A 13,549-nucleotide genomic window follows, 5' to 3' on the forward strand; every position below is an offset into this window, starting at 1 on the left:
GCGAGCCTGCTCGCGATGGCGATGGGTCAGTTACCCGTGATGTTGGATGGGCCGATGTCATCGCGAGCAGGCTCGCTCCCACAGGTTCTGCGTTGTGCATGAAGATCGGGTACGCCACCAATCCCAATGTGGGAGCGAGCCTGCTCGCGATGGCGATGGGTCAGTTACCCGTGATGTTGGATGGGCCGACGCCTTCGCGAGCAAGCCCGCTCCCACAGGGAGCGGCGTCACCAGGCCCTTAACGACACGAGCAATACATAGTTACCACCTCCGCTGTTTCTCGCACCACTAGCATGGATATCCCGAAGCGTTCGACTTCGGGATTCCATTCATCGCGAGACAGGGAGACTCAGATGACAAACACTTCTACCACCACGATCCCCAAGGCCGACGCCAACCCCAGGGACGCTATATTGAATCAGTTGCTCGCCGGCCCCACGTATCCGGAGGTCGCGTCCATACTTCTGCGCGACGGCCTCAAGAAACTCTACCCCACGCTGAACCTTGACCCACACAACACAGTGGTCGGCGAACCGAGCTGGGACATTGTCGACGGCGAAATCGTGCCACGCCCGACCCGCTATGAAACCCTTGCCGAAATGCTGGCCGGCCTGGTGAACGAAAAAAGCGATCCGATGCTGTTGATCGAAGGGTTGCATTACCTGACCCAGCTACCACTGACGTCCCCGAGTGTGCATTTGCCAGTGCGCATCGACCAGATCGGGCGCCTGGTCAATGAGCTGGTGCCGGCCATGTTGACGGCCTGTCAGGAGCAACAACTGGCGTACTGGAATGCATCCGTTGGCGAGTCCGGCCCACGCTGGCATGAACTCTCCAGCACCCTGCGCAAGGCGTGGAACGTCGGGCGTATCGAGGGCTGGACGACGACTGAGTGCGACATGGCCAGGCAACTGTTCCATTACCCCGACCGCAAGGACCGCAAGGAGAGCGACCCTTATGACACCCACGCGTATCTGATCGACGTCGACAAGGTGGATGGCCCAGAGGTGAAACGGCTGGGCGACAACTCAATCGTGGTCCTGATCGGCACCATCGAAGGCAAGGAAGTCATCCTCAAGTACTCGATCGTCAACGGTTACGAGAAGTTCGCCTCACGGCAGGCCCTGGGCCAATCCCTCCCGAACCATTTCGGTACGGCCAGCTATCGCAAAATCCAGTGGCGGCTGTATGAGCCCGACGGCAACATTTTCGATCACAAGGCCTGCGGGATGATTGCCGAGCAGGTCAAGGTCATCGGGTCCTCCCCGCAGACCTGGGTGACCTACGAGCCCCCTGTCAACGGCGAAGAAGCCGCTGAGGACGAGCTCGTGGCCTGGTTCCAGAGACAGATGCCCCATTGGTTGCTGGAGGCCTCGCCGTCCGATCAGACGCTGTTTGCCCAGTACATGAAGAACCTGTCGATACTCAATCAATCCCATGCCGGCAAAACCTATCTGGATGGGATTCCTGCCATCAAGGACTACGCGTTAAGCGAGCTGAAGAAACAGATAGTCCTGGACCACCCCGATGCCTCGACGCTCGATCTGAATGAAATCGAGTTCGAGGTACGCAGCCCCGTTATCTGGGGAAGCTTCGTCGTGCCCGGAAAGATCGATACCACCCGCTTCACCTTGGTCGAGCTCGCCTTGCAGAACCTGATCGCCCTTCCCCTGGGCGACAAAGCCGTCCAGTCCCTGGGCGAGAACGAGTTGCCCGAGTGGATGACCGTGGCGTACATCGAAAACCTCATCACCCAAGTCGATATCGGTCGCACTTACCTCGAGCTGGTGAAGGGCAAACTGCTCGACGATCCGGCAGAGTCGAGCCGCCGCGAAAAGTTGTACACCTCCCAGTTGCGCATCCAGCTGCCAATGCTGGCGCTGGAATGCAAAATCCGTGGGGAAGGACGCCTGGACGATAGGGGTTACCGCTACGTCGCCGCGCTGATGGAGCTTGATGAAGCCGATCGCAAGGTGGATGGAAAAACCATTGTCGTGCGCCAACTGGCCTTCGTACCCGAACTGCAACTGGGCGACTCGGAAGACGTCGTGACCAATATGTTCGTCATCGGCCCCGAGGATGCGAGCGCCGGGCCTTGCCTGCTGTATCGGCCCATGCTGGAGCCGCAACTGAGCCAGTACCCATCGTTCAGCAACCTGTTGTATGCGATCAGGCAAATCCCTTCGTTACGCCAATCGGTGCTGGCCTGGCTGCCTGATGGGGTGCGTAACGATTACGGCCGATTGGTTTTTCCGGACCTGTTGCCCTCCCCTTGGGGCATCGTGTCGTTCGTGACCGACCCTTTGACCTCCTTGGCCTATAGCGGTCCCGTCAGTTTGACCGACAAAACCCTGGGGACGGATTTCCTGCCACAGTTGTTCAAGGCCAATGCCGATGCCTTGGTCGAACTGGCCGATCGGCAATCGGTGTCCAACCAGGAAAATCGCTGGGAAACCTTCAAACGCGCGGGCTGGCTGATGTTCAACCTGACCTTGCCTTACCTGGGAACCGCCGTTGGTACCGCAGCCTGGCTCTGGCAAATCCTGGACGACGTCGACACGTTGATGCAAAACAAACCAGAGGCCGAACGACCGGCCAAGTGGGAGGCATTCACTGACCTGCTGCTGAACATCGCGCTGGCGATCATTACCCACGCCATCGACCGCGCCAGGGCTGCCAGGAGTCCTCATCGGGTAAAAGCCCCGCCAGAGGTGCGCGAACTGGAAAACCTGCCAAAAACCCCACACAAACTGGTGATAGAGCAACTCGGAGCGCTTCCGAGTACGTCGCTGCCGACCGAGCACTACGAGACCATCCGTTCCATTGGCGCCTTGATGGGCAGATCGCGGGAAAGCGCACAGTTCATCGACACCTTCAGCATCGATGAACCCGCAGATCCGGGAGAGCTCCAAACCGAGGGCGTGCTCAAGGGACTCTACGAACAGACGGGGGACTGGCACGCAAAAATGGCCGGCAAGTGGTTCAAGGTACGGGTCGAAGGCGAGCTGGTCTCTATCGTCGACGGAAAAAATCCCGCCCGCGAGGGCCCTCCCCTGATGGGTGATGCCCACGGCAAATGGCACATCGACACACGTCTGCGGATACGCGGTGGCGGGTCCAAAGGTGTCAGGCAGAAAGTCATCGCCGACGCACAGCGGCGTCGGATCGATCTGCTAGCTGCACTGAATCAATTCGAAGCAAAGAAGCCGCAGAACCAGAAAGCGCTGACGATGCAGGCCGAGGCAATGGACGAAGCGTCGGGCGCGGCCAGGGAAATCAAGCGCGATGTGTATGTCGCCACGCTGAAAACCCAGCGAGAAAACTACGAGCAAGCGTTGAGAACTTTGATGGAATGGCCACTTTTCCAGTCAAGGCCCGACTACCCTCGCACCCGACTTGGTTACCTGAACGCCCAGGTCAACTTCACGTTCGCCGAGTTGGAAGCTCTCCAGGAACGCTTCATTCCGGCCTTGGACAAAGCCAAAGGCTTGATCACGTCCGGGGTGAAGGTGCTGGAACAACAGCACATTGACGCCGCCGAGAGCATGGTCAGCGTCGGTGACGACATGATCGAGCGCCTGGACTATATGGAGACGCGCTTCACCGAACTGAAGAACGTCGGCTATGAAGGTTTCGAATTCATCCGGCGGCACCGTAAGAAGATGCCGATCTATACGGCCGCCGACCTTCGCCTGATCAAGATCGATATGTTTCGTCACCTGTGCCTGACGCTGGAAAGTGTCGAGTCGATGCCCGAAGGCTGGGAAGCGCTCAACCAGGTTGTCGATAACGCCACGGTCGCGTACCAAAGCCTGCGCGACGCCATCGATGAGCGCAGCGTGATCCGGCTGGATGAGCGGATCGATGCATTCGGTAGCCTGGCCGAGCAGTTCGCCGCCATCGACGAACACCTCCACTACCTGAGTAACGAGTACAAGAGCAGCGTGCGTCAGCCCCAACTCGCCCGACTGCGCACGGGGATCGCTACGCTTGAACAATGGACGTTGCGTCATCTGGCGACCGCCCTCGACGAGAGAAGAGATCGGCGAAACGCTGGTTCCCCGTATGAGCAACGCCCCAGGCCGAGGAAAAAGTTCATCCGGGCGCGCTTCTGGGGCCTGGTCAGCGGCGAGCCGCGTTTATCCCGATCGATGGAGGAAACCGATTGGCTCGATGTGAAGAATCCGTTCTCGGGAGACATCATCGTCACGTTCCATCGCAAGGAAACCGGCGAATGGATCCCGCATATGAAACCCGACGCCTCGACCTCCACCGTCCCGGCCTTGAACATCAGCATCACGAAGGGCAACGACCTGATCAACGGGCTGGCGGCGTTCAAGGCACAGATCGAGGAAACCGTGAACCAGCCCAGCAAGACACCTGCCGGCATCGGGATGATCCTCAATGCCCACGCAGGCAGGATGGAGAAAGTCAGCGCGGCCATCAAGAAGGCCCTCGACCAGGCGCAAGGCGTGACCTCAAACGAAACGTTCGAACTGCCGCAAGAGCAGCGACGCTCGGCCGAGACCCTGCGCACGCAGCTTGAGAAGGAAGCGAGCGCCCTTTATGTCCTGGGGTTCGAAACCGTTCTGAATGTCATCAAACAACGTCCGCCGACCATGAGCAGCATCATATGGCTTAAAAGTCGGAACCTGATTTCCATCACCAAACAGAAGAGCCGGCAACGCATCAAGTATCCGCCCTATGGCTTCCTCGACCGGTACGAGATCAAGGACATGAAAACCGGTAAAGCGCTCTGGTTTGCAGACTTCCGTTACTCGACAAACTGGGTACCCGCTTACACGTTCCTTTCCGCACGCCTGAAAACCGTTGCCCAAGCCAATCACAGGACCACCGTCATCGCCGACACCGAATCCCTCACCCAACGCCAACTGATCGACCATTATCGCGCTGAAATCGCCGTGGATCAGGCCAAGGACGTGTTCTTTAGAAAAACGCGACCATAAATGCACAGCCGGGCATCCTCCAATGCCCGGCCTTCACGCCTCAGCTCTTCCAGACATTCACCAGGCTCGCCAACGCGGCAGCGATTGCCGCGGGTGGCACGGCTGCAAAACCCAGCACCAGCCCGCCACGAACCGGCGAGGTGGCGCTGGGCAACCAATAGTTGCTCAAGCCATTGACTTCGACCCCTGCCGCAGTCGCCTGGGCGATCAGTTCACGCTCACGTTCGACACTGTCCACCGGCACCGTGACATGCAGCCCGGCCACGACGGTCGGCATGGCGCCGACACCCGCAATATTTTTTGGCCAGCCCGCCAGCAGCGCATCACGCCGCGCCAATGCGGCCCGCCGCATACGCCTGATGTGACGCTGGAAATGCCCCGCCGCCATGAACTCGGCCATCACCGCCTGGGTGCTGACTTCGGAGTGGCGCACATCCACCGCACGGCGACGGGCAAAGGCGTCCACCAGGCCGGGAGGCAGCACCAGGTAGCCCAGACGCAAGGCCGGGAACGCCACCTTGCCGAACGTCCCAACGTAGAGCACGCGTCCCTGGCGATCCAATGCAGCCAACGGCGCCAGTGGCGCGCCGCTGTAGCGGTACTCGCCGTCATAATCGTCCTCGACGATCCAGCCGTCATTACGCTCGGCCCAGGCCAGCAACTCCAGCCGCCGCGCGAGGCTCATCACCACCCCGGTGGGGTATTGGTGGGACGGTGTCACGTAGGCCAGTCGACAAGGGTTCAACGAGGCGAGCGCGCTGCAATCCAGGCCCTCACCGTCCACCGGCACGCCTCTCACGTCGGCACCGGCCACGGCAAAGGCATGCCCGGCTGCGCGGTAGCCTGGGTTTTCCACTGCCACGACGTCTCCAGGGTCCACCAGCAACTGTGCACAAAGGCTGATGCCCTGCTGCGCGCCACTGGTGATCACAATTTGCTCAGCCGTGCAGTGCAAGCCACGGGAACTACGCAAATATGCTGCGATCAGCCCACGCAAGCGGGCATCGCCCTGGGAGTCGCCGTAGCACAGCTGTTGCAAGTCCGGTTTGCGCCAGAAAGCCGCGTTCAGCTTGGCCCAGACGTCGAAAGGGAACAGATCGAAAGCCGGGACGCCCACCCGAAACGCTCGTGGCGGACCACTGGGAGGCGCTGGTAAATGGTGCTTTTCGACCCGATCCAACGCACCACTGTGGATAACTTTACTGGATGAAATCACAGGCAAATCCAACCAATCTGTGGATAACCCAGTGGATAAGCCTGTTGAGAACCCTGTGGACACTTTTGTGGATATGTTTTTCTCTCCGGGCCTCTTCGCGCGCAAACTCGCTTCCCCGGCGGTACCCATTCCAATGTGGGAGCGAGCCTGCTCGCGATGAGGCCGGCCCAGCATGAGAGAAGACAGCTCTGCCACGTAAGTGCCGTCCCCTACCCGCCCTTCAATGAAACCCTCGGCATAGAGCTGGTCGTAGGCCCGGACCACGCTGTTGCGAGAAATCGACAGCGCCGCCGCCAGGTCACGACTGGCCGGTAGCCGGGTGCCGCTGCCCAGCCGTCCATCCAGCACCCGCGCCCGCAGCGCCTGGTAAAGCTGGCGGCTGAGCCCCTGACGACGGTCCAGCTCGATTCCCGCTGGGTTGAATGACAGCGGCGGCACGACGTTGCTCATGACAACCCTCGCAAATGGACCTATCGAATTGGTCTTAAGTGGCTCTTACAACAGACCAATAGCCTGCCTAGGATGCTCGCATTCGCCAAGGAAAATCGTCATGTACAACCCCAAAGCCTTTGCCGTCGAAGACCTGTCCCAATTACACCGGATGATGGAAGCGTGTCGCCTGGCCTTGCTGGTCACCCATGGCGAGCATGGCTTGCAGGCCAGCCATCTGCCGCTGTTGCTGGACACCCGACAAGGCCCCAACGGCAGCCTCTACGGGCATATGGCCCGGGCCAATCCACAATGGCGCGACCTGGAATCCGGGGCCGAGGCGCTGGTGATATTTGCCGGAGCCGACGCCTACGTCAGCCCGGGTTTCTATCCCAGCAAGACCGAACATGGCAAAGTCGTGCCAACCTGGAACTACCAGGCCGTACACGCCTATGGCGGCGCCGAGGTGTTCAATGATGCCCATCGGTTGCGCAACCTGGTGAGTGCCCTCACCGACCGCCACGAAAGCGGCCGGGCCCAGCCGTGGCGCATCGACGATGCGCCGGCTGAGTACATCGACAGCATGCTCAAGGCCATCGTCGGCTTCGCCCTGCCCATCCAGCGCCTGGAAGGCAAACGCAAACTCAGTCAGAACCGCGCTCCCGCCGACGCAGCGGGTGTGCGCCAGGGATTGGCCGCCAGCCACAATGCCCAGGACCATGCCGTCGCGAGCCTGATGTCCGAATTTTCGACCAAGGAATGAACATGAGCCAGATCGAGATCCGCCCTGTTACCGCTGACGATCACGCCGCGTGGCTGCCGCTGTGGCAGGCCTACCTGAGGTTCTACAACACCGAACTGCCAGATGCGGTAAGCCAAAGCACCTGGCAACGCTTGCTCGATGAGCGCGAACCGACCCATGGGGCCCTGGCTTGGCGCGGCGACACGGCCATCGGCCTGGTGCACTTCATTTATCACCGGTCCAATTGGAGCATCGAGAATTCCTGTTACCTGCAGGACCTGCTGGTCACGGAGCAGAGCCGTGGCACCGGCGTCGGTCGTCAGCTCATCGAGTACGTCTACGCCACCGCCAAGGCCGATGGTTGCTGCAAAGTGCACTGGCTGACCCATGAAACCAATGCCACGGCGATCCAGCTCTACGAGCGCATCGCCGAACGTCCCGGCTTCATCCAATTTCGCAAAGCCTTGTAAGGAGCGCCGCATGTTGACTTCACTTGCCGATTGGAAAGGGGTTCCGGCACCGTTCACACAGTTGATCGAAGGGCGCTTCATCCGCCTGGAAAAACTCGATCCGGCACGGCACGCCGACGGTCTGTGGCAAGCACTGGAAGGCCCCGGGGCCGATCCGAAACTCTGGGACTATCTGCCCTACGGCCCCTTTTCCGAGCGCAAGGCGTTCGATGCCTGGCTGGGTAATCATGCCGCGAACATCGACCCATACTTCTTCACGGTGATCGACCGCGCCAATGGCGAGGTGCAGGGCATTCTCAGCCTGATGTCCATCGTGCCAGCCCAGGGTCGCATCGAGATCGGCCATGTGACGTTCGGCGCTTCCATGCAACGTTCGCCGAAAAGCACCGAGGCGGTTTACCTGCTGGCGAAAGAGTCCTTCGCTTTGGGTTATCGACGCCTGGAGTGGAAATGCAACAACGCCAACGCCCGCTCGAAATACGCTGCCGAACGATTGGGGTTCACGTTCGAGGGCGTCTTCCGCCAGCACATGGTAGTCAAGGGACAGAACCGCGACACCGCGTGGTACTCGATGCTGGATTCGGAATGGCCGGCCATCGGCGCGGCGTTCGAGCAATGGCTCAGTGAAGAGAATCAAAGCGAGAACGGACAGGTGCGTAGCCTGGCGGAATGTCGCTCATCGCAGTGAGTGATAGATGATCGCCACCGCGAATCCCTTCGCGATGGCGATCGATCAAGGCAAGCTATCAGGACTCAGGCGGTTTCCGGGTGGCCAGGAAGGGTTTGAGCACCTCGGGCGTCACCGCACTTCGGGCATAGGGCCAGGCCCATTGCGGTATCGATCCATGAGCGCTCACGTAGCTGGCGAAATCCAGCCGACTGTGCCCCGCCGGGCTCTGCGAGAAATCGAAATTATGGAGAAAGTACTGGGCCTGTCTTTCGCTCATGGTGTACGACCCCATGATCAACTGATGCGCCCGGGCCTCTTCATTGACCAGGCTGTCTATCAACGCCTCCGTGAAAGCCGACTCGCTGTTGAGCGAGCCGGGCCGCCCCAGGGTGAAGCGAATATTGCTGTCGCTGAATGCCGGACCCGTCAAATCCTGCCAGATGGCCCTGGCGCTTTCCCGCGAGATCCCGCGCATGGCACGAATGGACATCCACAGGTTCGGCCTGCTGAACAGGATCGCCACCCGGCTGTTGGAAAGCCGCTGCCCTGGCGCAGTGAACAACCTGGCGACAGCCGACAGGTCACTGTCCTTGAAGTACCGGACCTCCTGGAGAAAGTTGAAGAAGTCCAGTAAAGCCTGCCGATGCGTGAACAGACTGTTCAGGTTCCAGTCATCGAACGGTCGCATCCAGTTGATATCGACGCCAGCGTACCTCGTCAATTCGTCATAACGACTACTGACATAATCGCCGATGAGCTGAAGTCGCATGTTGGATATGCTCGGGTTGCGTATCCATTGTGAAAGCAGACTCACGGGAAACAGGCCACCCAGGTTGGAAGCGATCACCGGGGACTTGAGAAGAATATTTGCCCGCGTCTGCAACATAGGAAATCGCTCGAGCGCCACGGTGAGCAGGTCGGCCAGGTCCTCGGCACGGTCGTAATAAATGTGCTGCTCCAACAGCTCCGAGTCGTCATCCATGGCATTGCCGGTCTCTTGCTCGTACCGTCTCTTGACCTTTTTCAAATCATCACGATCCACCAGATAGGCACCATTGAGCAGCTCCTCTAGCTGCGTATCGTCGAGATGACCATGCAGAGCGTCATCGTAGAGGACATATGCCAGACTGTTCTTGGGATGGTGATCGGTCAACTCTCGGGCCCTGACCCCGTATTCGAGCATGATATGAATCACGTCCTGGGAGAACATGAGGTGTTCATTGTTGAGCAGTTCTTCAATCTCCGAGCTTTCGACGGGGCGCAGTAGCGTGTCCTCGAAGAAGGTCCGCACGGATCGATCGCTTTGCATGTAGTAAGGAATGCTGCTCAGTATCGGACGACCCGGAGCCCGGGGGGACAAGTAGCTACCGATGTGTTGCAGGATCTCGGGGGGCAAGTCGGCTTTCCGGGCTTGGTTCAAGGTCCTGCGCACCATGTCGTCGGCATACAGGTTCAGGAAATGCACCAACGGTCGAAACAGGTTATGCGGGTTGCGCGTGCCATAGACAATCTGACTCACGTCATACACAGCGGCCTTGCCCAACAAGTTCTCCAGGGAGCGTGCGTTATCCGCCAGCGCCTGCTGCAAACCGGTGGGCGGTGACACCAGGTAATGACTCATCTCCGGGTGTAGATCGATATAAGCGGCGGTTTCATTGCGCAGCCCCTGCATCGAAAACGTTGGCTGGGGCTGCCCCTCGTTCAGTCCCCGGGCAACGGCATTGAAGAAGCAATTGCCGTCGGCATCGAACGTGACGTCAGTGTTATCAGCCAACCTTAAGGTGTAATGATTTTCACCGGTGCGTATCAGCACCACGTCAGTGTTGGACCTGAGCGGATGCGCGCCCGTCGGATAGCCGCTTTCCTCTTGCCCGGGGGTGAAGCGTATCGACCAGTCCTGGCGTCCACGCCGTTGATCCACGATCAACAAGCTGCGATGTTGCGGCCAGCTTGGAAGGCGGGTGATGAGTGACGGGACCAGATCCATGATCTCGACGTCCCACTCGTTTGACGTGCGGATCAGATCGGCCACGGCGCGAAGCGATGTCGAAGGTTGCTTAGGGGCTGACGGGCCCGGTTGGGGAGGTCCTCCGCGCGGGCGTTTGCCCCCTCCGCCCAGGCCAAAGCCCACGGCATGCCACTGCCCATCGGGCGCGCGGGCCACCGTGCTCCTCATCACGCCACTGGAGCGAATATTCAAGCCCGTCGCCGGGTCGACAATGGTGGCCTCGATGGCCTTGAGCGACGTATGGTCATGGACCCGGAATACCGTGCCATCGGGTTGCTGCACATACACCTGGCGAGCAGAGCGCCCCGTGACGCTGTTCGTGATCGTGGGGCGATAAAAGCCCTGGGCATCCGCTGACACTCCCCGGAGCACCGACCTATCCGCCACGGCATAGCGCCGATAAAGCGTTTCTTCCAAGGGCAATCCAAATGGCGCTTTAGCCTGGCTTTGGCGAGCCGTTATCGCCAGGAAAGAGGAGCGCCCTCGCACGTTGACGCTCACGCCACCGAAGCCGACAGCCTTCCGGGTGTTTGCCACCGCATGGACGAACGCCAGTGTCGTCGTATTCGTTGGCACGGCACCGGTCCTGACCACCAAAAGGCCGGTCCTGACGGCACGGGTCAGCATCTGGAAACCGGGGATCAACAGCAGGCCGGCCAGGTCCATGACAATTTCAACCGTCATCATCACCAGCCGCGCGACGGTCTGCAGGCCGATGTCCCGGTTGCTGTTGGAGCGGTGATCCGCGTATGCGCTGTGGAAGTTGACGTGGGCCCGGTGAAAGCGCTCAAGCCAATCATCGGTAATCAAGACGCCACTGATCAGGGGCCGACCGCGGTGCTGCCCCAAGGCGCGCTTTATCTCCTCTGGATCGAGGGCGCAAATGCGCGAACGGAAATACGCTCGCCATTCTTCCTGTTGCAGCAGCCCGGTAATGCCATCGCTCAGGTCGGAAAACTCTTGCAGGTCATGGCCCTGGGGGCTGTCCGGTAAATACACGCCCACGGTGCCCTTGATGTCCGGCCCAAGCTGGTCTGAAAAGATCAGCACACCATCGATGCCGAGCGCGTTGCGCGGTGTACCACCTTGCGCGCTGACACTGCCCCCCAGGAGAAGACCATGGACATGGACCCTGTGCCCGCCAACCCAGGCCCGATTCGCCGCCGTGGGTGATTGCAGGACCGCCTCCAGCCAGCTAGCCAGCAGTTTTCGCGGATGGGCTGGCTTGGCAACCGGATCCGTCACTCTGGCCTGGAACACTGTGTCGCCCCTGAGTGCAGCCTCATAGCCCTTGAACTCCAGGTGGGCCCGGTACGACGCCTGCCAAGCCGCCTTGTACCGAGGTTCATTCATTTGCTGGCGCAGCAGGATTTCATAATTGCCACCGACATCGAGGCTCGTCGCCATCCTGGCCAGTTCGCCCCCAGTCACCGTGATCAGGAAACCGTTTTCCGGATGGCGGATCCGTTGACCGTGTTGATCGAGAAGGTAGACCGCCAACACTTCGCGCATGGCGTTCGGGTATTGCCGTGGCCGCAGATTGTCGAGCATCAATTGGGTCAAGCTGCTGGTACGGGACTGCCTGGGGCTGGCCCGGTCACCGTAGAACAGCCTGACCAGGGTTTGGTCCGGGTCCACGTCGATGCGCGGGTGAATGGTTTGCTGCAGGTACTGCTTGATCTTCTGGCGAGCGAACTGCACCAGGGTCGGAACACCGCTGCCCAGTGTGTAGACGGCCTCGAATACCTTTGTTTCGAGGCGGCGATAGTGGGCTCGCTCGGCAAACGTCGCGGTCTTGTAGAAACCGGGGCGACGGTTTTCCACCAAGGTTTCCTGACGGGCCGCCAGTGGCCCGGCCAGTGACAACAGGGGCAAGCCAAGGGCATCTTCCGTTTGCCGGGCAAAGTCACTCACTGTCACCGTTGCGTTTCCTGGCGCATCCAGGACTTTCTCCAGCGCCGTACTTTGCATTTGCAGCAGATCCGCCGCCGCCACTTCGAAAACATGCCCGGACAGTTCGACGGAAATGTCCTGGATCTTGCACGCCTGGCCCTCAAGGGTGGGAAATACCTGTCTGACCAGGTCCTGGAAAGCGTTGAAGCGCTGAAGCCCATGCTCCAGGGAATACAGGAACAGCGATGGCCGGTCGGTAAACTTGACCACCATCGCGGCAGGCCATTTTTGCGGCTGCGCGGCGCCGCTATCGAGCCTGACCGCATAGACATGGGGAACCGGTGCGCGCAACAGGCGACTTCTGTCCGCCTGGGAAGGATGGGTGGTGATGATGTCCAACAGGCGATCTTCATCGCTTTGCTGGATTCGCTCACCCTGGCTGAGTCGAGCGGCAGGATCCCGATCGGCTTTGTACAGGTCGAAAAGATGCAGGAAGCGCCGAGACAATAACTGCGCCAGGGCGACTTCGGTCGTGGATGACGCCGCCACGCCTGGCAACACCTCCCAGCCCTTGCGCTGACGAAAGAGCTCCAGTTCGTCGCGGAACTGTCGCTTCACCCGTTCATTCGTGGCTGGATGGGCCACATAGAACACGGCTTCCATGGCCCGCAACGTGTGCTCATCCAGCGGGCCGGCAAAGACGCTGTCGGCCTCCTCCAGGGAATCCGGACGGGTAAAGAACCCGACGCCCCCCTTCGAAAAGTCGGGCGCCGTGTCGCTGAGCAAACAGTTGCGCATGACGTGGGTAAAGCTGTCCGAGGCGGCCAGGATGCGCCCACCGTCCGGGCCCGTGGTGAAGCGGCTCACATAGCATTGATCCGGTTCGATGTCCGGAAGCAGCGATGCACGAAATTTCTTGGCGGGAATCCTGGTCTTGAGCAGGCCGACCAGCAGCGCGCCCATCACCCTGTCGAAGGTGGGAACGGCTGCGAACAGCAGGGTCAGCTGTACCTGGTGGGTGTCCAGCAAGTCCAGTTGCCTGAGCTGTTCCTTCGCCTGGGCATTGATCGTTTCTGATTGCGGTATAGGTGACGCAACACCCGGTTCATCCTTGGGGGAAATCGACATCTCAATGGTCCGGTTCTGATTGAAGA

At 60.1% G+C, this 13,549-nt stretch carries 6 protein-coding genes; 4 read left to right on the top strand and 2 right to left on the bottom strand.

Annotated features, from left to right (window positions below; translation table 11 throughout):
- Positions 1-353: 353 nt before the first annotated feature.
- Positions 354-4,967 (top strand): dermonecrotic toxin domain-containing protein, encoded by a 4,614-nt coding sequence (locus tag ACODTO_RS13680; protein ID WP_489106578.1) that lies wholly within the window; start codon positions 354-356, stop codon positions 4,965-4,967.
- Positions 4,968-5,007: 40 nt separating this feature from the next.
- On the opposite strand, the gene pdxR is transcribed toward ACODTO_RS13680, so the two are convergent.
- On the bottom strand, positions 5,008-6,633 hold the full coding sequence (pdxR, locus tag ACODTO_RS13685; RefSeq protein ID WP_464709995.1) for a MocR-like pyridoxine biosynthesis transcription factor PdxR: 1,626 nt from the start codon (positions 6,631-6,633) through the stop codon (positions 5,008-5,010).
- Positions 6,634-6,733: 100 nt separating this feature from the next.
- On the opposite strand from pdxR, the gene ACODTO_RS13690 reads away from it, so the two are divergent.
- The 3 genes from ACODTO_RS13690 to ACODTO_RS13700 are packed head-to-tail and all read left to right on the top strand — an operon-like array spanning position 6,734 to position 8,512.
- A complete protein-coding gene (locus ACODTO_RS13690) occupies positions 6,734-7,375 on the top strand; it encodes an FMN-binding negative transcriptional regulator (protein ID WP_139641302.1) in 642 nt (213 codons plus the stop codon).
- 2 nt (positions 7,376-7,377) lie between these two features.
- Entirely contained in the window at positions 7,378-7,824 is a 447-nt protein-coding gene (locus tag ACODTO_RS13695; RefSeq protein ID WP_053192030.1) for a GNAT family N-acetyltransferase, read from the top strand.
- 10 nt (positions 7,825-7,834) lie between these two features.
- Positions 7,835-8,512, top strand: coding sequence for a GNAT family N-acetyltransferase (locus ACODTO_RS13700; RefSeq protein WP_024777843.1), 678 nt, complete (start codon positions 7,835-7,837; stop codon positions 8,510-8,512).
- A gap of 58 nt (positions 8,513-8,570) precedes the next feature.
- On the opposite strand, the gene ACODTO_RS13705 is transcribed toward ACODTO_RS13700, so the two are convergent.
- Positions 8,571-13,523, bottom strand: a complete 4,953-nt coding sequence (locus tag ACODTO_RS13705) for an OTU domain-containing protein (RefSeq protein ID WP_489106579.1) — start codon at positions 13,521-13,523, stop codon at positions 8,571-8,573.
- Between the last annotated feature and the right edge of the window lie 26 nt (positions 13,524-13,549).

The sequence above is a fragment of the Pseudomonas sp. FG13 genome (assembly GCF_057809755.1).